Source organism: Acetobacterium wieringae (assembly GCF_023700225.1).
Classification (GTDB): Bacteria; Bacillota; Clostridia; order Eubacteriales; family Eubacteriaceae; genus Acetobacterium; species Acetobacterium wieringae.
Map to the genome: position 1 here is coordinate 2,232,262 of NZ_CP097897.1, position 20,921 is coordinate 2,253,182.

Below are 20,921 nucleotides of genomic sequence, written 5' to 3' on the forward strand. Positions count from 1 at the left end.
TCACTATAAATTATATTCACATTCAATTTTAACAGTATATCATAGGTATATTTTCATATCAAGGATGAAAATCAAGGTGTTTAAGAAATATTCCAGGTGTATGACATCAAATTTAACAGAGATGTCCCTCCCATAAAAAAACTGCCTCTAGCGAGACAGTTTTTTAATCAACCACCTAAATAAGCTTGTTGCACTTCCGGATTCACCAGAAGATCTCTGGCATTACCAGAAAGTTTAATGTATCCAGTTTCCAGCACGTAAGCTCGATTGGCAATGTGCAAAGCCTTGTTAGCATTTTGCTCAACCAATAAAACCGTTGTTCCAGCATCATTTACAGTTTGGATCATGTTAAAAATCTCGTCGACCAGAAGTGGTGCCAGACCCATTGATGGTTCATCGAGCAAAATCAGTTTTGGTCGTGTCATTAAGGCTCGTCCCATTGCTAACATTTGTTGTTCACCACCGCTTAAGGTTCCGGCAATTTGTTTAATCCGTTCTTTAAGTCGGGGAAAATTCAAAAATATTTTTTCCATGTCCTCTTGGATCTGATCCTTATCATTTCTGATATAGGCTCCCATTTGGAGGTTTTCATAAACGGTCATTTCGGCAAAAATACGTCGCCCTTCTGGAACATGGGCTATTCCCATTACCGGAATCTGATGGGCTGGCACCTTATTAAGGTTTTCGCCTTCAAAAGACACCATCCCTTCACTGGGTTTTAATAGTCCTGAAATCGTTTGGAGAATAGTCGTTTTCCCAGCACCGTTGGCACCGATAAGGGTAACAATCTCACCCTCATTGACCTCAAAGCTAATACCCTTGATCGCATGAATTTTTCCATAATGTACATTTAAATCTTTTACTTTCAGCATTTACGGCCTCCTAATCTCCTAAATAAGCACGAATAACATCAGGGTTGTTCTTAATTTCATCCGGAGTGCCTTCAGCAATAGTTTTTCCGTAATCTACCACGATAATCCGCTCACAAATCCCCATAACCAGTTTCATATCATGTTCAATGAGCAAAACAGTAATGTCAAATTTGTTCCTGATGAAGTGAATGGTTTCCATGAGCTCAGCCGTTTCATTCGGGTTCATTCCCGCCGCTGGCTCGTCCAACATCAGTACTTTTGGATCTGAAGCCAGCGCTCTGGCAATTTCCAGTTTACGTTGCTGCCCATAGGGAAGGTTTTTAGCCAGGGTATCAGCATACTCGCCCATATCAAAAATATCCAGAAGTTTCATGCATTCTTCGTGAGGCTTTTTTTCTTCTGTCCAGAATTTTTTTGTTCTGAACATCCCCTGAACCATGTTATAGTCGATAAAATTGTGATAGGCTATTTTTACATTTTCCACCGCAGTCAAATCTTTAAACAATCGAATATTTTGAAAGGTTCGACTGGCACCCAGTTTGACGATTTCGTGAGGAGTTTTTTTAATGATGCTTTGATCATTAAGCATAATCTCACCCATTGTTGGAACATAAACGCCGGTTAGCATATTGAAAATTGTCGTTTTGCCTGCGCCGTTGGGTCCAATTAAACCAACCAGCTCGTTAGCACTCAATTCAAGATTAAACTGATCAACTGCAGTTAAACCACCAAATTGCATCGTAATATTTTTTGCTGATAAAACGGTCATGATGCTTCACCTCCGCCGATGGAATTCTTGACGTTTTTTCGTTGAATCAGTGATTCAATAAAAGCTGTCAGCGAAAATTCGGATCTTCCGAAAATTCCCTGCGGTCTGAAAATCATCATGATAATCAACACAAGAGAGTAAACCAATAGTCGGTATTCGGAAAAACTACGAAGCATTTCCGGCAACACTGTCAAAACGATGGCCGAAATGATTGAGCCGGTTAAGCTTCCCAATCCACCTAAAACTACAATAACAAACATTTCAATCGAAAACATAAAGCCAAACTTGCTCGGCTCCAGAAATGATTGATAGTGGGCATATAATGAACCGCCAACACCAGCAAAAAAAAGCGCCAGCGAAAATGCCAATACCTTGTATCGGGTGGTCGGTATCCCCGCAGCCTCCGAAGCGATCTCATCTTCTCTGATGGAAATAATGGCCCGCCCCTGCTTTGATCTGCCTAATGTAAAAATCAGAAATGCAACAATTATCGTAATCCAATAGACATTGTTGAAATTCACCAGCCGGGTAATTCCTTTTAATCCAGCGGCTCCACCAGTCGGTCCAAAATTAATAAAAAAGATTCGGATAATTTCCGAAAACCCGATGGTTACGATCCCCAAATAGTCCCCACGGAGTCGCAGCGTTGGTGTCCCGATAAGAAATCCAAAAATTCCAGCAACAATCCCGCCAACAATCATCGCCAGAACAAGCGTGACAATTGGCGGCAATGACAATCCTCCGTCAATCAATGCCATCGAAAAACTGGCAGATGAGTAAGCGCCAATGGCCATAAACCCGGCATGACCCAAGGCCATTTCACCTAAAAATCCGGCTACAATATTTAAACTCATCGCCATGATAATCATTATACAAGTCATAATGGCAATTCCCACAAAATAATTGTTCATGGTCTTCGTCTGAATCAGCACGAAAAATACAAGGTAAAGGGCAACGATAGCAATTGCATTAATTAAATATGCTTTTTTCTTATTGTGATCCATTGTTTATACCTTCTCTCTCGTATTTTTTCCCAAGATGCCTGTTGGTTTGAAAAGCAGTACCACAATTAGAATCGCAAATACAATGGCATCAGCCCAAGTTGTTGAAAGATACGCTTTTGTCATTGTTTCAACCATACCAATGATAAACCCGCCGAGCATCGCTCCAGGGATAATTCCGATCCCCCCTAATACCGCAGCAATGAATGCTTTTAAGCCAGGCATAACGCCCATTGTTGGGTATACCTGAATATACGCAACACTGTAGAGAACCCCGCCTAAAGCACCAAGTGCTGAGCCCACCGCAAAGGTAAGCGAAATCGTTCGATTAACATTAATCCCCATCAGAATCGCAGCATCCTTGTCTTCTGATACGGCACGCATGGCACGACCCTGTTTTGTTTTTCGAATAAATAGATCCAATAGAACCATAAAAAACAGTGACAAACCTATAGTAATCAGAGTGGTTGAACTGATTTCGATTTCACCTATTTTATAAATGGTCTCCGGAAATATTTTTGGCATAACCTTGGGATCTGGCTTAAAAATAATCAACGCCAGATTTTGCAAAAACAAACTCACCCCAATAGCAGTAATCAGCGCAGACAGTCGGGGGGCATTTCTCAAGGGCCGATAGGCGATAAATTCGATGGCAACTCCAATGATAGCCATAATGACCATCGATGATAAGAGCACCGCCCAAACCGGAAGGTGAAAGCTGGTGGCAGCAATAAATGCAAAATATGCGCCGAACATCATGATTTCACCATGGGCAAAGTTGATTAGTTTAATAATGCCATATACCATGGTATAACCGATTGCGATGAGCGCATAGATACTCCCTACATTGAGCCCGTTGATCAGCTGTTGCAGAAATAAATTCACGATGTATCCTCCTTTATAGAATAACATAAAATGGATATAGAAGAGATGGTCTCTCCTATATCCCTTGTACTGCTTGTAATATTGTCGTTTATGAAATACTATTTGTTAACAACGGTTGAGTCATATTTTAACTGACCGCCATCGATCTTAATAATAGTTACTTCTTTATCCTTTGGATTTCCCTCTTCATCAAACTTCAAAGTTCCAGTAACGCCAGGATGATCCGTCGCATTTAAAGCTGTGATAATATCTGCAGACTCAGTAGAACCAGCTGCAGTAATTGCTTCGACCATGGCATATACAGCATCATAACCTAAAGCTGCAAAAGAGTTTGGCACTTTATCATACTCGGCTTTATAGGCAGTGATAAAGTTCTGAACGGTTTCAGATGGTGAATCGGCAGCATAGTGATTGGTGAAGTAATTTCCCTGAGCGGCGTCAGCGTATTCTTCTTGAACGCCATCCCAACCATCAGCTCCAACAAATTTTGCGGTAATACCCATTTCTTTGGCTTTTTGAAGAATTGGTCCAACTGTTTGAACATAGTCTGGAACAAATACGACATCCGGATTCATTTCTTTGATTTTTGTCAACTGAGCACTGAAATCTTTATCAGCCGTACCGTAAGATTCGCTACCGGCAATTGTGCCACCTTTAGCTGTAAATGCCGCTTTGAAGGCTTCTGATACACCTTCTGAGTAGGGATTACCCGTTCCGATTAACAATGCCGCAGTTTTTGCACCTAAAGTAGTAGCCGCAAAGTTAGCAGCAGCTTGACCCTGATAGTCATCCAGGAAGCATGCTCGAAATACATTTGGAGCATCTTGAGTTACTTCCACAGCTGTTGCTGTTGGTGACAGTACTGGCATATTATCTGAAACCATGATGTCTTTCATTGCTAAGGTTTCCCCACTTAAGGTTCCGCCGATCACTGCAACAACACCATCCTGGTCTCTTAATCGATTATAAGCATTGATTGCTTCAGTTTGATCTGCTTTTGAATCATAAGCAACCAATTCGATGTTTTTTCCATCAATACCGCCAGCAGCATTAATTTCAGCGACGGCTAATTGCGCACCTTCTTCTGCTGAGCTTCCATAAATAGCAGCATCGCCAGTCATTGGTCCGATAAAACCAAGTTTGACAACATCAGAACTTCCGCCAGATGTTGAACATCCTGCGAATGCAAAAATAGAAGCGGTGAACATAACAACAAGTAAAACACTAACAACTCTTTTCTTCATTTCTTTTCCTCCTTTTTCTTTTCAATGATTATTTATAGTGCTTATCATAAACCATTCTTAAGAAAAACACAAGAATTAATTGCTTTGAGACGATGCTTCTTTAATATTTTGACGTCCAAAATCACAGATGCTGCTTAGCTCACACCCGCTACAATTGGGATTTCTTGCTGTACAACATTTTCGTCCATGCCAGATAAGCCAATGGTGAGCCTGGGACCATTTGTCTTTTGGAATATTTTTCATCAATTCTTTTTCAACTTCCAAAACGGTCTTTCCCTGAGCCAGACCGATTCGACGTGAAACTCGAAAAACATGGGTATCAACTGCAATTGCCGGGATATCAAAGGCATTACTCATTACCACATTGGCAGTTTTGCGTCCAACCCCAGGAAGTGTAATCAGTTCATCCAGTTGCTCTGGTACCTTGCCACAATACTCTGTCAATAACCGATGACAGGTCAAAATAATATTTTTGGCTTTTGTTTTAGCCAGTCCACAGGTTTTTATTTTTTCAAGTAGCCCTACTTCCCCCAATGACAAAATCGATTCTGGTGTATTATAATTCTTAAACAAATCCCCGGTAACGATATTTACTCTCACATCGGTGCATTGTGCTGATAGGATGGTGGCGATCAACAATTCAAAAGGGCTACTAAAATCTAAGCCACATTGTTCCTGACCGTAAAGGCACTCCAATGTGGCTAAGACTTGTTCAATATTCTTCTTGATCACACATTTTCATTGAGAATCAGTGCCATAAACACCAAATCCTCATCCCCAGTATTGACAACGCTGTGGCTACCCTGATCCGGAGTGACCATCACATCTCCGGGTCCTATCTGTAACTGAATGCCATTATCAACGACCATCCCTTTTCCTTGTAAAAAATAGAATATTTCCTGCTCACCTGTATGCTGATGTTCTCCAATGGAGTCTCCCGGTTTTACTGTGATCTGGGCAAATAGTCGGCAGTTTTTCCCTAGAATTTCGCTATCAGTGATGTGGGTAATCTCAACGTTCCCGTGACCACCCCGCATATTCTGTTTTATTTCTTGTGTTTTTGATTCATTTTGTATGATCATCTTTATCCTCCATTAGGTTGTCGGTGTTGTTGGATCCGTTGGTGTCGTTGGATCCGTTGGCTCTGTTGGCGTGGTCGGATCGGTTGGCTCCGTTGGCGTAGTAGGATCTGTTGGCTTGGTTGGCTCCGTTGGTGTTGTTGGCTCCGTCGGCGTGGTCGGGGTTGTTGGAGTTGTCGGGGTTGTCGGTGTGGTCGGGGTTGTTGGCGTGGTTGGCTCCGTTGTTTCTTCTTTATTCGTTGTACTTGTTCCCGAATCAATCGAAGAGGCTCCGGAACTTTCACCCTCGTTAGAGGTTCTTTCAATTTCAGTAGTTGTCAACAAGTCTTGATCGATAACCATACTCAAGTAATTTCCATAAATCCCTGCCGCTCGGGAACTCCCCCCATAAAGCACATCGTTTTCCGGCGTCCCCAGCCAGACTGAAGTGGTTAGATTCCCGGTAATCCCGGTAAACCATAAATCTTTGTTATCATGGGTTGTCCCCGTCTTTCCGGCAGTGGTATAAATCTGGGCCGCCGCAGAACCAGTTCCGTAATCAACAACCCCTTCCAGGATATTCATCATATTTGTTGCCGTAGTATCCGACATAACTTTTCGTGTCGTTGTACTGGAGGAATCTTTTGTATATAGAACCTCGCCATTTACCTGCTCTAGTTTTGTGACATAATAAGGTTGGTTATAGACACCAGCGTTATTAAACATTAAATGCGGTACCGCCATTTCCAGAGGTTTGATTCCGTAGGTCATCCCACCAAGTGCCGTCGCCAAGTTATAATCGTCATCCTCAAAAGTCGAAATACCCATTGTCTGCATAAACGCTACTGCTTCTTCTGGTCCAACTTTATCGAATACTTTAACAGCCGGGATGTTGTAAGAGTTGACTAATGCCGTCTTAACAGTTACCGTCCCATGATAGCTACCATCATAGTTTTTAGGGGCATATCCACCAAAGTCAGTATAAGTATCCGAGATAGTTGTACTGGGGGTAATTAATCCCTTATCCATGGCTGCTGCGTAATAAAGCGGTTTAATGTTCGATCCTGGCTGTCTTGGGGTGTTAGCCATATCGATTTGGGTGTTCCCACCATAGTATGCTTTAACCGCCCCATCCAGATCGACAGTGACGATGGCTCCCGTTTCGTTGGGCAAATCTCCATCTAACGCACTTGTCAAGCTTTCGATTGCATCTCCTTGCATCGCCGTATTAATGGTTGTGTAAATACGGTAACCGCCATTGGCAATATTTTCTTTGATATAATCAATTGCCTGGTCTTCAGTGATACCACGCTCCTGCATGACTGCAGATGCTTTTAATTGCGCATACTCGTTGAGTGCCCGTCCAACATACGCTTCATAATTGTCAACGATCTGATCATCATTACTAATGGTCGCCGGATCGCGGATGACCAGTTCTTGCGCATATGCAGCGTCCGCTTCTTCTTGCGTAATATATTTTTCTTTTACCATTCGCGTCAGTACTTCCAGTTGACGTTTTTTTGCGGCTTCAAAATCAGTATTCGGTGCATAGGCACTCGGTGCTTGAGGCAAACCTGCCAGCATTGCGGCTTCGGCCAGATTAACCTGAGAAACCGGTTTGTTGAAATAAGTTTGTGCTGCTTCTTCAATCCCATATGCTCCTGAACCAAAATAATACTCATTGAAGTACATTTCCAGAATTTGTTCTTTTGTATACTTCTCTTCTAATTGGAGTGCTATAGAAATTTCTTTTAGCTTACGCACCAGCGACTGATTAAAATTCTGTTCCGTTGCAATATCAGGTAAGAACAGAACTCTGGCAAGCTGCTGGGTGATAGTGCTGGCACCTTCACCAATCCCATTACTGGCAATATTTGAAAAAAACGCTCGAACAATCCCCAGCAAATCAATTCCAAAATGATCGTAAAAACGCGAATCCTCCACGGATATTAATGCCTGTTGCAATTGCACCGGAATCTGATCAATCGTTACATTGGTTCTGTTCTTTGTGTACAATTCAGCGATTAGAGCATTATCCGCCGAATAAATCTCCGTTTTATCCTTAGCCTGATACTGATAATCTGAAATATCCATGCGATTTGCAGCATAGATTGAATACATAACACCGACTCCCAGAATCCCCAGGACTAAAAGAACAATCAGTACCTTTACTCCAATATGTTTTTTCTTTTTTCGTCTTTTTATCCCCTTTTTTTGCTTTTCGCTCATTCCATCACCTTTTCTATATTTTATCTATTAGACGCTTTCGAAGGTCTATTAATTCATTGTTATACTCAGCTAGAACATACAGCTGCTTTTTTTGGGGTAATGATAACTCCAAACTTCGAGCATGTAAAGCCTGATGAGACATTCCAAAACAATCATCTTCCTGCTTATCACTGTGATACAAGGGATCTCCAATAATGGGATTCCCCAAATATTTTAAATGAACCCTAATTTGGTGGGTTCGTCCAGTTTCCAGCACCAGCTCCACCAGCGAAGCATCCCTGTACTCTTCCAGTACCCGATACTGGGTAACCGATGGCTTTCCGGACTCCATTACAATCCTATGAATACTGTCTTCATAGGGCTGGCCGATCGGAGCATCAATAATTCCGACTTCATTAGGGAGCCTACCATGAACAAATGCATGATAAACCTTTTTTACCTTACCAGAATTCATTTCTTTTTGTACATAGTGATGCACATATTTATTCTTGGCTATTGCAACAATACCGGTGGTATCTCGATCCAATCGATTGATAAAGCGAATCTTCGCTGCAGTCCCCTGTTCCTGCCAGTAATAGCTAATGAAATTTGCCAGTGTATCCAATTGATGGCTCTTTGTGGGATGCGTCACACAAAGTGGCGGTTTATTGACTACTAAAAGCTCATCATCTTCATAAACAACATTAAGTTTGCCCGCTACCGGTTCCCCATCAATATCTTCCCGGGGCATCTTAATTTCGATGATATCTCCTGGTTTGATTTGCTGTCCCAGAAAACACTCTTTGTGATTCAAGCTGATCTTTCCAATCCGTTTGATTTCTCTGATTAATCGGCTAGAATAACAATAACGACTGATCAGCTCTTCTCTGACCAACTTTTCATGACTGTCTGATATTTGATAAGTATAGATGAGACTTATAATTCTACCCCCGAATCTGACCTGATATAAAAACTATTTGTTTCAATCAGTTTTCTGATTTGTTTATAAATGATGCATTATGTAATTTAGCATGAAACGACTCAGCAATAAAAACATGCATACTATTATACCTTAATTTGACCAAAGTCGTTAATTTTTTTTATTTTTTAATAGTTATATCCACATTTGATTTTTCGTTCACCATATGACAGATTATTTCGACAATACCACCATTTTAACAGAAAGCAAAACCATTTTATACATCTTTCCTAAAATTCTCATTAAAAATTTGCACAAACACGGAATTGTCATAAATTCTTCATAAAAAAAGACTCTCCATTTTTCAATGAAGAGTCCTGTAAAATTATAGACTATTTGGCTTTATTGGGTCGCATTTCAATGGCATTTTTCTTGCACTTCTTAAAACAGATACCGCAGCCAATACATTTTTCATGATCAATAACATATGGTGGCTTTTTGATTTCACCAGAAATTGCTTCAACTGGGCAGTTCTTTGCGCAAGCGCCACAACCGATACAATTTGCATCAATGATATATGCTGTCTTCTTACCGGTTTCAACGTCACCAGAAATAGTGCGCATTGGACATTTAACGACACATTCATAACATTGAACACACTTATCATAATCAATTTTGGCAATATTGTTTTCAACGGTGATTGCATCAAATTTACATGCTTTCACACAGGCTCCGCAGGCAATACAAGCTGTTGTACAAACCAATTTTGCTGTTTTACCTTTGTCTTTGTTATTGCATTTAACAATAACATCCTGCGCAGCCGGAACCAGATTCATAATCGCTTTGGGGCAGGCATCCACGCACTTGCCACAGGAAGTACATTTATCCGGGTCAATTTTTGGCAACCCGTCTTCTCCCATAACAATGGCATTAAAAGGACATACTGATTTACAGGTTCCCAAACCCATACATCCATATCGACAACCTTTCGCACCACCGGAAGCAATCATGGCTTCCCGACAATCCATTTCACCATAGTACTCGGCCCGATTTGGAGCCGTTTCACAGGTTCCCTGACAAATAACAGTGGCAACCTTTTTAACCGCACTGCCAGCTTCCATACCCATAATTTCCGCAATCGCAGCAGCACAATCAGCACCGCCAACTGGACAGGCATCAATTCCCGCTGTTCCTTCGACAATATTGGATGCCAAGGCATCACAGCCCGGTAAACCACAACCACCACAGTTAGCGCCAGGAAGAGCTGCACGCACTAATGGCACACGAGGATCTTCGTATACTTCAAATACCTTAGCTGCAATAGCAAGGCCAATTCCAAATACTAAACCAAACACACCGAGGATAACGACTGGAATTAAAATCTCATTCAACATTTCCGTATCCTCCTAACCTAACTTCATTCCGGAGAATCCCAGAAATGCGATGGCCATCAGACCTGCCGTTAACAACGCAATGGGAAATCCTTCGAGCGCTTTGGGCACAGCTGATGTTTCAAGTCGCTCACGAATACCAGCAAACAGCACAATAGCAAGCGTGAAACCAAGCGCTGCACCAACGCCGTTGAAAATGGTTTCGATAAAATTATATTCGTTTTGAATATTAATTAATGCTACCCCGAGAACCGCACAGTTTGTGGTAATCAAAGGCAAATACACACCCAGCGCCTGATAGAGTGAAGGGCTGGATTTTTTGATAATCATTTCGACTAATTGAACCAATGCAGCAATGATTAAAATAAATGCAATTGTCTGCAGATAACCAAGACTCAGCGGGTCAAGAATCGAATACTGAACCACATAGGTAATGGCAGAAGCCAGCGCCATAACAAAGGTTACCGCAACTCCCATTCCCACTGCGGTTTCAACTTGCTTAGAAACCCCTAAAAACGGACAAATACCTAAAAATCGTGACAGTACAAAGTTATTGACAAAAATTGCACTGATCATTATAAAAATTAAAGTCATCGATATCTCCCCCTATGCCTTTTTCGTTTTCCAGTTAATGAGGCCAATTAAAAGACCAAGGGTTAAAAATGCCCCAGGAGGCAGAATCATTAACAACACTGGTTCATAGGCGGCACCAAATAAAGAAATTCCGAAGATGCTGCCAGCCCCTAAAATTTCACGGATTGATCCTAAAACTGTTAAAGCTAATGTAAAACCTAGACCCATACCAACAGCGTCAGCAAAAGAATCAGCAATGCCATTTGAAAAAGCAAATGCTTCTGCCCGAGCCAGAATAATACAGTTAACAACAATCAAGGGGATAAAAATACCCAATGCTGCATCAAGTGCCGGCACATAGGCCTTCATCAACATCCCGACAATCGTAACAAAAGAGGCTATAACAACGACAAAGGCCGGAATTCGGATATTATCGGGTATTACTTTTCGCAATGCTGAGATCGCCACATTCGAACCAATCAATACCAACATGGTTGCCAGGCCCATCCCCATACCGTTGATGGCTGATGTGGTAACCGCAAGGGTTGGACACATCCCCAATACAAGTACAAAGGTGGGATTTTCTCGGATGATTCCTCGAGTAAGATTTTTCATAAAATTCATCTTGCGTTCCCTCCTATTCTGATAAAGTCTGGTAAACCTGGATTGAGACGTTTACCCCAGATGTAACCGCTTTTGAAGTAATTGTTGATCCAGTGATGGCCTGAATTTCATTGCTGTCTTCTTTAGCAGTACCTTTTACAACCACCAATTCTTCTTCAGCCGATTTGCCGGTAAACTGATCATTCCATTCTCCTGCTGCCAAAGCACCTAAGCCTGGAGTTTCGTTATGCTTAATAATCGTAATACCAGTGATGACTCCGTCCGACGAAATACCCGTTAAAACTTGAACTTCTCCTGCATAACCGCTGGTTGGTCCGGTTTTTACCGTATATCCCACTGTTTCGCCATTATTTGTTCCAATATAGACTTCCATCAGTTCTTCCGGTTTTTCCATACCAATTTCTGAAGCAATTTTTGCTACATCTTCTTCAGGAACTTGTTCAAACTCAGTGGCATCTGGCAGTACTTCCTGCCGTGCTTCCGTGTTTGCATCAATATTCATCTGTTCGATGGTAGGAGCTGTTACATAATTGGTTAATGCCAAGGCGCAGGCGGCTACAGCAGAAATAACCAACAAAATAAGACCGAGTTTGAAAACGACTTTCCAGTCGATTTGCACTTTTTCTTTTGCTTCCATTATGCCTTTGCCTCCTTTTTGATCTTAGTCACACCATAGATTCGCTCTTTGGTGAAGCGTTCAATTAGAGGTGTTGCAACATTCATCAATAAGATTGAGTACGAACATCCTTCCGGATATCCACCGTAGATACGAATGATCATGGTAATCAAACCACAACCGACTGCATAAATGATTTGACCTTTTGGAGTAACTGGAGACGAAGCATAATCAGTCGCCATAAAGAAGGCCCCTAAAACGACACCACCTGAGACAATATGAACAATTGGATCTTGTCCCACTAACAAAGCAAAAATGCCGATGGTTAATAAATAGATAACTGGGATTCTCCAACTGATAATTCCTTTAATAATCAGGTATACCCCACCGATTAATAAAGCCAGGGCAGAAATTTCTCCGATACAACCATAAACACCATTTAATCCTGTGAAAAGATCCAGTGTTGACGGCATACTTGCCAGATCACCAGCTTTTAATAATGCCAGCGGGGTCGCTGTGGTAACCGTGTCCGTAACCGGAATATAAGCGGTACTGGTCATATGTCCTGGCCAGGATGCCAACAGAAAGGCGCGTGCGGCCAGGGCTGGATTGATAAAATTCTGTCCTAACCCACCAAAACATTGTTTTACAATGGCAATAGCAAAAACAGAGCCCACAACAGCAATCCACCAGGGTGCATTAATCGGTAAGTTGAATGCTAAAAGCACACCTGTTACAACGGCACTCCAGTCATTGACTGTGATCGGTTTTTTCAGCAGCTTTTGAATGACTGCTTCCGTAACAACTGACGAGATAATACAAATAGCTACGAGTGCCAATGCCCATACCCCAAAAACATATCCTGCGACAGCCAATGCAGGTAACAAAGCAATAATAACATTTTGCATAATGTTGGCTGTTGAATGTTTTGCCCGGATATGAGGGGATGATGACACTGTAAGATTTAATTCATTCATCAATATTCCTCCTAATTTCCTTTTCTTCGTTGTGCGATAATCTCACGTTTTGCCACGCGAATAGACGATACCAGGGTACGTTTTGCGGGACAGATATAAGAACAGCTTCCACATTCGATACAATCCATGGCATGATTTGCTTCACATTTATCCCATTTATTTCGTTGCGAGTACTCAGCAATATAAAGTGGCTGTAAATGAATTGGACAGACACCAACACATTTACCACAATGAATACAATTTGAAGGCGTCGCAATTTTAGCTGACTCTTTCGTCAAACATAAAATCCCTGATGTTCCCTTCATTACTGGAATTTCAGTTTCAAACTGAGTAACACCCATCATTGGTCCCCCTGAAATTACTTTTCCAGGCTCAGCAGAAAACCCACCACATTGATCTATGACAGACTGGAACGGAACTCCCACACGAATTTCCATCGTCTGGGGATTTTTGATGGCATCCCCTGTGCAAGTCAGATAACGCTTATACAACGGCATGCCTGTCGTCATGGACTCAGCAATTTGAGCAGCAGTCCCGACATTCATAACAACCACACCGGCGTCAGCTGGCAGTGCTCCCGATGGAACTTCACGACCCGTTATTGCCGCAATAATTGTTTTTTCGGCACCCTGCGGGTATTTCGTGTGCAATGAATATACTTCTAATCTGCTATCGTTTCCAATAGCTTTTACCAGGGCTTCAATAGCATCGGTTTTGTTATCTTCAACCCCAATAAATCCTTTTTCAACACCAACCGCCTTCATGGCGACCTTCAATCCCATGACAACCTTTTCAGCTTGATTCAACATCAAGTGATGATCGGCCGTCAAATAGGGCTCGCATTCAGCGCCATTTAAAACGACACAATCAACTTTTTTGTCTGGTGGAATCGCCAGTTTTACATGCGTTGGGAACGTTGCCCCACCTAAACCAACGATACCAGAGTCCAGTACCATTTTTTTTATGGCTTCTGCATCCATATCTTCCAACGTACCGTATGGTTTAATACTGGGATCGATGGTATCCAAACCGTCTGATTCAATAACAACCGCCATGATTCGGTCTCCCGATGCATGTGGACGTTCCTCAACCGCAACAACAGTTCCAGAGACGCTGGCATGTACCGGTGCGGAAACAAACCCATTTGGTTCTCCGACTCTCTGGCCAAGAAACACCTGATCGCCTTTTTTTACGATCGGCGTACAAGGTGCCCCAATGTGCAGCGACATGGGTATGATCACCATTTCCGGCTTTGCGCCAAAGCCCAGAGGCACTTCAGCAGTACTTTCCTTTCTATAGGGTGGGTGGATTCCCCCCTTAAAGGTTCCATGTTTTACATTCATCTTTAGTCAAACACCCCTCAAATTAAATTTTTTACACAAGAGAAACTGTATACTTGTATATATAGGCAGTATCATAACATATAAATTATTTTTTTTCCATACGAATTGATAAATTTGTTTAAAATAATACTGTACCCGCTGGGCCCATAAAAAAAATGATAATTTATAGTTCTAAAAGTGTAAATTCTAGACCATAATTATCATTTTAAGGTGAACATTTATCTGACAAAAACCACAAATGGATTATATGGCATTTGTTACTATATTAACAAATGCGTTTTTCAAATCTGTATTTCGTCTTAACAGGTATTATTTTGTCATTTTGCTACGCCAGAAAGCTTTTATAGCCCTTATAACACATAAAAAGATCAACTTTAGAAGCCAATTCAAATGGCGAGTGCATACTTAATAGCGCTGGACCACAATCCAACACATCCATTCCATACTCAGCTAGAATATGGGCAATGGTTCCTCCGCCACCAAGATCTACCCGGCCAAGCTCTCCCATTTGCCAAACCACCCCAGCTGCTTCCAGTGTTTGTCTCATTTTTCCCATAAACGCCGCATGCGCATCATTGGATCCGGATTTTCCGCGGGCACCACCATACTTTGATAAAACCATTCCTTTACCAATATACGGAGCATTCCCTCTATCGTGGGTACCGGCAAAGTTAGGATCAACGCCAGCAGTAACATCAGCAGAAAGCATTTCAGAATTCATAAAACATCGGCGGATGGCCAATTCTGGTTTATTCACATCCATCAAATCGATAAGTTCAGCTACAGCGTTTTCAAAAAAACGAGAATGCATACCGGTGTTGCCTACACTGCCGATTTCTTCCTTATCAGCCAAGATTACACATCGTGTGCGAATCGGAACCGTCTCCTGATCAACCAAAGCACGGAGCGCCGTGTAGGCACAGATCCGATCATCCTGGCCATATCCCCCAATCAGACTTTCATCGAAACCAACATTTCGGGCTGCCCCGGCCGGCACTACTTCCAGTTCAGCAGTGGCAAAATCTTCTTCCATCATCCCATATTTTGTATATAAATGATTCAGTATGTTTAGTTTAACACCCTCTTTGAGATCTTTTTCCGGATATGGCTGGCTCCCCACAATAATGTTGAGCCCTTCTCCAGTAATCCCCTCAGTCATTTTTTTTGTATTTTGTTCTTGAGATAAGTGAGGCAGTAAGTCCGTGATACAAAAAACAGGATCTTCTGGGGCTTCTCCAATAGAAATGTTGACTGTTTCACCGTCTTTTTTTACGACTGTTCCGTGCATAGCCAGCGGGATGGTCACCCAATGGTATTTTTTTATGCCACCGTAGTAGTGGGTCTTGAAGAAAGCCATATCATCACTTTCATACAACGGCGATGGCTTTAAATCCAATCGGGGCGAATCAATATGGGCACCAACAATAGCCATTCCTTTTTCAATCGGTTCGCTACCAGCCACAAAGAAAGCGACAGTTTTGTCTTTATGAATCATATAAACCTTATCACCAGGCTTGATTTCCCCGGCTTTCTGATAGGTCTCCAAGGGTTTAAAACCAGCCTTTTCAGCCAATTCAACACTGAGCTCAACACATTGCCGTTCGGTTTTTCCAGCTGTCAAAAAGCGCATATAGTCATTGCTGATAGCCTTGACTTCTTCAACCTCTTCATCACCAAGGTCTTTCCATGCCAACTCCCATTTTTTTCCAAGCTGTTCCTGAAGCATAACAGCAGGGCTCTTTTCTTTGTCTTTATTTTTCATGTCATTTTCTCCTTAGTTTCTAGACTCGTTTACAATTCTACTTATCGACAATTTCAATATTGTCCAGTTGGGCTCTCAAATTTGTTCTAACAGCCGATAAATATTCAGCTCGCAATGTCATTTGTTCATCCGATTCATCTTCAGTCAACCCACACTCTTTTTTCTTCCGGGCCAATTCGTTGATTCGATCAATTTTTTCTTTTGTTATCATTTTAATTACCTCAAATTCTTTATCTTAATTTTTATATTTTTACGAGTTGCTTATCCTTAAGCCGCTGGAGGCTAAGCAAAACCCCCAGTTTGCCATGAAAATGGGTCAGTCCCCCCTGAAAATAGACATAATAAGGTTCTCGCATCGGCGCATCAGCTGAGAGTTCAATGGAAGATCCTTGAATAAAAGCCCCTGCTGCCATAATTATCGGATCTGAATAGCCGGGCATGTCCCAGGGTTCAGGAGTGGCCTGGCTATCAACCGGGGCCGCCTCCTGAATTGCCCGGCAAAAAGTCTTGACCCCTTCAGCCGTTTTTAAACAAATGCTCTGAATAATATCACTGCGATAATCTGACACTTCCGGGCAAACAGCAAAGCCCAGCTTTTTATAGCAAGCTGCCAAAAGCACCGCCGACTTAATTGCCTGAGCAACTACAGTTGGTGCCAGGAAGAGACCTTGCAACAACGTTCGATTAATTCCCAGTGTTGCCCCTGTTTCTCTGGCAACTCCAGGCGCCGCCAGTCGGCAGGCAGCCAGATGAACCAGATCTGCCCGTCCCGCTACATAGCCGCCAGTTGGAGCCAAACCGCCACCGGGATTTTTAATCAGGGAACCGGCCATCAAATCTGCCCCGATGGACACCGGCTCAACTCGATCCATAAATTCGCCGTAGCAATTGTCAACAAAAACAATGACGTCTGCTTTTACTTTACGAATTTTTTTGATCATCTTTTCCATCTCATCCATTTGCAGCGCAGCACGCCAGCTATAGCCAGTAGAACGTTGCAGATAGATCATTTTTGTCTCTGGAGTGATTGCAGCAAGTATGGCTGACTCATCAAAACAGCCGTTTGAGAGCAGTTCAATCTGATCGTAGTTTACCCCAAACTCTTTAATCGTTCCCTGGCCAATACCAGTGTCTTCCAGACCAATAACAGTACGTATGGTGTCATAAGGTGAACCAGTAATAGCCAATAAATGGTCACCAGGCCGCAATACACCATAGAGAGCCAATGCTATTGCATGCGTCCCCGATGAAATATGCGGTCGCACCAAAGCGTCTTCTGCACCAAATACATCAGCATAAATAGCTTCCACTACTTCCCGACCCACATCGTCATAACCATAACCGGTCGAAACGGTGAAGTGGCGATCTCCCAAACCTGCCTTTTGCATGGCTTTAATCACCCGATACTGATGCAACTCCGACAAATCGTCCAATTTCTTCAACTGTAGTGCGATATCTTTTTCTGTATTTTTTACGAAATTAATAACTGACTCTGATATTTTAAATTCCTGTTCAAGATAGGTTTTAATGTCTTTTTGAATGTTCAAACAATTTACTCGCTTTCATTTATTGATTCTAACTGTGGTTTAATCAGACCAAGGCACTCCATAACCTGATTTTCTAAATTGCTAGGTTCACCCATTTTTAGCCATTGGATACGCTCGTCCTTTCGAAACCACGTCATTTGACGTTTGGCATAGTGACGGGAATCCCGTTTCAAAATGCTGACCGCTTCTGCCAAAGTGGACTCACCGTCCAGATAAGGCTTCAGTTCCTTATAACCAATTGCCTTCAACGATGTCAGATTCCAATCATAACCCCTTTCAATCAGCATTTTTGTTTCTTCGATCAGACCTTCCTCGATCATCCGATCGACCCGATGGTTTATTCGATTATAAAGGGTCTCCCGATCCCAATCCAAACCGATCATTATATAATCGTAAGGCACTTCCCGTTTTCTTGATTCTTCATCAAAATGAGATTTTGGTTTGCCTGTGAGCTCATAGATTTCCAGTGCCCGGATAATGCGGTTTAAATTATTGGGATGAACGATTTCTGCAGTGGCTGGATCCACCAATTTTAATCGCTCATACAATGCATCTTTGCCCAGAACTTCAGCTTCAGCAGTTAATCGCCACCGAATTGTCTCATCGCTGTCTTTTTTTTGAAAATCCCATGGGAGACTCAGACTATTGATATATAATCCAGTCCCCCCTATTATAATAGGAAGTTTTCCTTTTAAAAGAATTTCTTCGATGGCTTCAAGCGCTGCCTCTTTATACTTAGCCACGCTGAACTCTTCATCTGGGGGCACACAGTCAATCAGGTGATGGGGCACCCCTTGCATCTCTTCTGAGGTAACCTTGGCCGTGCCGATATTCATATGTTTATAGATTTGCATGGAGTCGGCTGAAACAACTTCGCCGTTGAGTTTTTTTGCGAGAGCTACACCCAGGGCCGTTTTTCCGCTGGCTGTTGGCCCTACAATGACCACTATTTTCGGTTTTTTCACTTCCATATTATATTACCCGCTTGAATAATTTCATTAATTCATATTCCTTTAATCTCATTATAATGGGGCGACCATGTGGACAGGTGTAGGGATTATCAAGATTTGTCAAATTCTCGAGCAATCTTTTAATTTCGACCTGAGTTAAGGATTGCCCGCCCTTGATGGCAGCTTTACACGCCATGGAAATGATTTTATTCTGTGCTTTTTCTGAAAAAACGTTATTTTCACAAAATCTGTCTTCACACTCAAATAAATTCTCATCAATCATCAATTTTAGCAAATCCGGACTCTGGGGCTCCCCAAGTAATATTGGAACACTTCGAACCAACAGCGTGTCTTCACCAAAAACATCGCAGTCATAACCCAAACTTTTATATTGCACCAGGGTCTGTTCAATTCCCACTAAATCTTTTGGCCGAATTTTGAGCGGTATTGGCGTCATCAACCCTTGGCTGGGAAGAATCTCCTGACGATTAAACAGACGCATCAATTCTTCGGTTAAGAATGCCTCGTGGGCAGCATGTTGATCCAGGAGATAAATTTCCTTGTCTCCCTCCAGTAGAATATAGACATTAAACAATTGTCCGACGATTTTCATTTTAGTCAGATCTTTAATGTCTGCTCTGATACTTGTCGAACTATCCGATGCCTGAATACCCTTTTCCGGATCGGGCCGACCCGGCTCGAAGATACTCAAAGCGTTATCAACCTGCCTGCGCCGATCTGATGAAAAATACACGTCAGCATTCTCAGAAAATGCCATCTTTTCTACCTTTAAGCTTTCGGTTAATGATGCTGTGTTTAGCACTTCCTCCGATTGTCCTGGTAAAGCCGATTTTCTCTGATCAACACCAAACCCCATCCGCTTTTCAGACGATGACAATTCCGTATCCAAACAGTTCGCAGAAGTCATCAAAGCGCTACTACTTAGCACTGTCTCAATGGTAGTTTGCTCTTCTGGCTGGTTATTTTGTGCTACTGACACGCTTGTCACTTTGTCAGTGTTATAAAAAATCTCTGCATCATGGTTACCAGTCGGTTTTTTATCTGCGTATTTATTTTTCTCATTAACATCGTCAAAATCAACCGTGTGTGCGGTCCCCAACTCAACAATCAGACTGGCATTTCTGAGCGTTTCTCTGATCCCCTGTTTAAACAGCAAACAAACCAGGCTTTCATTAAGAATCTTTATTTCCGTTTTAGCCGGATGGATGTTTACATCCAACATTCGACCAGGCAGTTCAATAAAAACAATACCCAGGGGATGCTGGTGTTTCATACTATATCCTTCAAAAGCTTCGTCTAAGGCTTTGGACAATCGGTTGTTTTTGATAAATCGTCCGTTAATAAAAAACATTTGATCTTCCCGATGCGTTCTCATTGTTTTAAGATTCCCCACAAACCCTTTAAGCTTCATCGGTTTATTTTCATAATTAAGGGGTATCAGATTGTCTGCCAGTTCACCCCCGAAAAGTTTTTTGACCACATCGATTACCTTTCCTGTGCCAGGGGAATCGAGAACCATTCGTCCATTACTACTTAGTTGGAAACGAATCTCCGGGTGCGAAATAGCAATTTTCTCTAACTGATCCCGGAGGATCGCCTCTTCCTTTTTGTCCTTTCCCAAATGCTTTCGACGGGCCGGGGTATTATAGAACAAATCTTTCACTGTAATTTCAGTCCCCCGATTATAGGCGCAGACCCGCTGATGAATGAGGGCCCCCCCCCTCGAACAGGGCTTGGCTCCCAATCTCTTCATTCTCGAATCGCGTCGTAATCTGAACCTTAGCCACCGCCGCTACACTGGACAAGGCTTCGCCTCTAAACCCCAGCGATCCAATTTCTTCCAGATCTTCGATGGTTGACAGCTTGCTGGTGGCATGACGTTTAAAGGCCAATGGAATCTCATTATACGCTATCCCACAACCATTGTCCCGAACCGTTATTCGGTTTTTACCGCCTGCCTCAACAATCACCGTAATCTGATCTGCTCCAGCATCAATGGCATTTTCCACCAGTTCCTTTACCACAGATACTGGCCGGATGATAACTTCACCAGCGGCTATTTTATTGATTGTTTCGTTATTTAACATCTTAATTTTCATGGGAGATATTATATCATAAGAAAATACAGCCGTCGACTGAACCTGCTAGAAAAAAGGAAGCT

Annotated in this window: 21 protein-coding genes; all 21 read right to left on the reverse strand. The window is 42.3% G+C overall.

The annotated features are described in order from the left end of the window. Positions 1–167: 167 nt before the first annotated feature. Positions 168–872: an ABC transporter ATP-binding protein gene (locus tag CHL1_RS10845; RefSeq protein ID WP_070371183.1), complete on the reverse strand. Its 705-nt coding sequence runs from the start codon at positions 870–872 to the stop codon at positions 168–170. 10 nt (positions 873–882) lie between these two features. Continuing rightward, complete coding sequence (locus tag CHL1_RS10850; RefSeq protein WP_250932853.1) at positions 883–1,641, reverse strand: ABC transporter ATP-binding protein; 759 nt, start codon at positions 1,639–1,641, stop codon at positions 883–885. After that, positions 1,638–2,645, reverse strand: a complete 1,008-nt coding sequence (locus CHL1_RS10855) for a branched-chain amino acid ABC transporter permease (RefSeq protein WP_250932855.1) — start codon at positions 2,643–2,645, stop codon at positions 1,638–1,640. Before CHL1_RS10855 ends, CHL1_RS10850 begins: the two co-directional genes overlap by 4 nt. A gap of 3 nt (positions 2,646–2,648) precedes the next feature. Continuing rightward, positions 2,649–3,554 carry a branched-chain amino acid ABC transporter permease gene (locus CHL1_RS10860; RefSeq protein ID WP_070371180.1) on the reverse strand — a complete coding sequence of 302 codons (906 nt, stop codon included), beginning with the start codon at positions 3,552–3,554 and terminating at the stop codon, positions 2,649–2,651. A gap of 71 nt (positions 3,555–3,625) precedes the next feature. After that, entirely contained in the window at positions 3,626–4,771 is a 1,146-nt protein-coding gene (locus tag CHL1_RS10865) for an ABC transporter substrate-binding protein (protein WP_070371179.1), read from the reverse strand. 75 nt (positions 4,772–4,846) lie between these two features. After that, on the reverse strand, positions 4,847–5,503 hold the full coding sequence (gene nth / locus CHL1_RS10870) for an endonuclease III (protein ID WP_070371178.1): 657 nt from the start codon (positions 5,501–5,503) through the stop codon (positions 4,847–4,849). Then, positions 5,500–5,853: a cupin domain-containing protein gene (locus CHL1_RS10875; protein ID WP_070371177.1), complete on the reverse strand. Its 354-nt coding sequence runs from the start codon at positions 5,851–5,853 to the stop codon at positions 5,500–5,502. Before CHL1_RS10875 ends, nth begins: the two co-directional genes overlap by 4 nt. 12 nt (positions 5,854–5,865) lie before the next feature. Beyond that, positions 5,866–8,058, reverse strand: coding sequence for a transglycosylase domain-containing protein (locus CHL1_RS10880; RefSeq protein WP_250932857.1), 2,193 nt, complete (start codon positions 8,056–8,058; stop codon positions 5,866–5,868). Positions 8,059–8,071: 13 nt separating this feature from the next. After that, entirely contained in the window at positions 8,072–8,932 is an 861-nt protein-coding gene (locus CHL1_RS10885) for an RluA family pseudouridine synthase (protein WP_243134714.1), read from the reverse strand. A gap of 416 nt (positions 8,933–9,348) precedes the next feature. Then, positions 9,349–10,350, reverse strand: coding sequence for an RnfABCDGE type electron transport complex subunit B (locus CHL1_RS10890; protein WP_250932859.1), 1,002 nt, complete (start codon positions 10,348–10,350; stop codon positions 9,349–9,351). Between the two features lie 12 nt (positions 10,351–10,362). Then, positions 10,363–10,941 (reverse strand): electron transport complex subunit RsxA, encoded by a 579-nt coding sequence (rsxA, locus tag CHL1_RS10895; protein ID WP_148636420.1) that lies wholly within the window; start codon positions 10,939–10,941, stop codon positions 10,363–10,365. Between the two features lie 12 nt (positions 10,942–10,953). Next, entirely contained in the window at positions 10,954–11,544 is a 591-nt protein-coding gene (rsxE, locus tag CHL1_RS10900) for an electron transport complex subunit RsxE (protein WP_250932861.1), read from the reverse strand. Between the two features lie 13 nt (positions 11,545–11,557). Further along, positions 11,558–12,181 (reverse strand): RnfABCDGE type electron transport complex subunit G, encoded by a 624-nt coding sequence (locus tag CHL1_RS10905; RefSeq protein WP_148636419.1) that lies wholly within the window; start codon positions 12,179–12,181, stop codon positions 11,558–11,560. Then, the gene (locus CHL1_RS10910) at positions 12,181–13,137 is read right to left on the reverse strand and encodes an RnfABCDGE type electron transport complex subunit D (RefSeq protein ID WP_250932863.1); all 957 of its coding nucleotides are present in this window, start codon (positions 13,135–13,137) and stop codon (positions 12,181–12,183) included. Before CHL1_RS10910 ends, CHL1_RS10905 begins: the two co-directional genes overlap by 1 nt. 11 nt (positions 13,138–13,148) lie before the next feature. Further along, on the reverse strand, positions 13,149–14,480 hold the full coding sequence (gene rsxC, locus CHL1_RS10915) for an electron transport complex subunit RsxC (RefSeq protein WP_250932864.1): 1,332 nt from the start codon (positions 14,478–14,480) through the stop codon (positions 13,149–13,151). Between the two features lie 325 nt (positions 14,481–14,805). Then, on the reverse strand, positions 14,806–16,242 hold the full coding sequence (locus CHL1_RS10920; protein WP_250932866.1) for an aminopeptidase: 1,437 nt from the start codon (positions 16,240–16,242) through the stop codon (positions 14,806–14,808). 37 nt (positions 16,243–16,279) lie between these two features. Then, positions 16,280–16,453, reverse strand: coding sequence for a DUF896 domain-containing protein (locus tag CHL1_RS10925; protein WP_084633607.1), 174 nt, complete (start codon positions 16,451–16,453; stop codon positions 16,280–16,282). A 31-nt stretch (positions 16,454–16,484) separates the two neighbouring features. Then, positions 16,485–17,783 carry a methionine gamma-lyase family protein gene (locus CHL1_RS10930; protein ID WP_250936279.1) on the reverse strand — a complete coding sequence of 433 codons (1,299 nt, stop codon included), beginning with the start codon at positions 17,781–17,783 and terminating at the stop codon, positions 16,485–16,487. Between the two features lie 11 nt (positions 17,784–17,794). After that, a complete protein-coding gene (gene miaA / locus CHL1_RS10935; RefSeq protein WP_250932868.1) occupies positions 17,795–18,760 on the reverse strand; it encodes a tRNA (adenosine(37)-N6)-dimethylallyltransferase MiaA in 966 nt (321 codons plus the stop codon). A gap of 1 nt (position 18,761) precedes the next feature. Then, positions 18,762–20,513 carry a DNA mismatch repair endonuclease MutL gene (gene mutL, locus CHL1_RS10940; RefSeq protein ID WP_250932870.1) on the reverse strand — a complete coding sequence of 584 codons (1,752 nt, stop codon included), beginning with the start codon at positions 20,511–20,513 and terminating at the stop codon, positions 18,762–18,764. After that, positions 20,443–20,847: a DNA mismatch repair endonuclease MutL gene (gene mutL / locus CHL1_RS10945; protein ID WP_250932872.1), complete on the reverse strand. Its 405-nt coding sequence runs from the start codon at positions 20,845–20,847 to the stop codon at positions 20,443–20,445. Before mutL (CHL1_RS10945) ends, mutL (CHL1_RS10940) begins: the two co-directional genes overlap by 71 nt. Between the last annotated feature and the right edge of the window lie 74 nt (positions 20,848–20,921).

What these genes read in the sequence shown, in the direction of transcription:
- mutL (WP_250932870.1), bottom strand. Translation starts at nt 20,513, where the DNA reads ATGAAGAGATTGGGAGCCAAGCCCTGTTCGAGGGGGGGGGCCCTCATT.
- rsxA (WP_148636420.1), bottom strand. Translation starts at nt 10,941, where the DNA reads ATGACTTTAATTTTTATAATGATCAGTGCAATTTTTGTCAATAACTTT.
- CHL1_RS10910 (WP_250932863.1), bottom strand. Translation starts at nt 13,137, where the DNA reads ATGAATGAATTAAATCTTACAGTGTCATCATCCCCTCATATCCGGGCA.
- CHL1_RS10845 (WP_070371183.1), bottom strand. Translation starts at nt 872, where the DNA reads ATGCTGAAAGTAAAAGATTTAAATGTACATTATGGAAAAATTCATGCG.
- CHL1_RS10890 (WP_250932859.1), bottom strand. Translation starts at nt 10,350, where the DNA reads ATGTTGAATGAGATTTTAATTCCAGTCGTTATCCTCGGTGTGTTTGGT.
- rsxE (WP_250932861.1), bottom strand. Translation starts at nt 11,544, where the DNA reads ATGAATTTTATGAAAAATCTTACTCGAGGAATCATCCGAGAAAATCCC.
- CHL1_RS10925 (WP_084633607.1), bottom strand. Translation starts at nt 16,453, where the DNA reads ATGATAACAAAAGAAAAAATTGATCGAATCAACGAATTGGCCCGGAAG.
- CHL1_RS10850 (WP_250932853.1), bottom strand. Translation starts at nt 1,641, where the DNA reads ATGACCGTTTTATCAGCAAAAAATATTACGATGCAATTTGGTGGTTTA.
- CHL1_RS10880 (WP_250932857.1), bottom strand. Translation starts at nt 8,058, where the DNA reads ATGAGCGAAAAGCAAAAAAAGGGGATAAAAAGACGAAAAAAGAAAAAA.
- rsxC (WP_250932864.1), bottom strand. Translation starts at nt 14,480, where the DNA reads ATGAATGTAAAACATGGAACCTTTAAGGGGGGAATCCACCCACCCTAT.
- CHL1_RS10860 (WP_070371180.1), bottom strand. Translation starts at nt 3,554, where the DNA reads ATGTTATTCTATAAAGGAGGATACATCGTGAATTTATTTCTGCAACAG.
- mutL (WP_250932872.1), bottom strand. Translation starts at nt 20,847, where the DNA reads ATGTTAAATAACGAAACAATCAATAAAATAGCCGCTGGTGAAGTTATC.
- CHL1_RS10865 (WP_070371179.1), bottom strand. Translation starts at nt 4,771, where the DNA reads ATGAAGAAAAGAGTTGTTAGTGTTTTACTTGTTGTTATGTTCACCGCT.
- CHL1_RS10920 (WP_250932866.1), bottom strand. Translation starts at nt 16,242, where the DNA reads ATGAAAAATAAAGACAAAGAAAAGAGCCCTGCTGTTATGCTTCAGGAA.
- miaA (WP_250932868.1), bottom strand. Translation starts at nt 18,760, where the DNA reads ATGGAAGTGAAAAAACCGAAAATAGTGGTCATTGTAGGGCCAACAGCC.
- CHL1_RS10855 (WP_250932855.1), bottom strand. Translation starts at nt 2,645, where the DNA reads ATGGATCACAATAAGAAAAAAGCATATTTAATTAATGCAATTGCTATC.
- CHL1_RS10905 (WP_148636419.1), bottom strand. Translation starts at nt 12,181, where the DNA reads ATGGAAGCAAAAGAAAAAGTGCAAATCGACTGGAAAGTCGTTTTCAAA.
- CHL1_RS10875 (WP_070371177.1), bottom strand. Translation starts at nt 5,853, where the DNA reads ATGATCATACAAAATGAATCAAAAACACAAGAAATAAAACAGAATATG.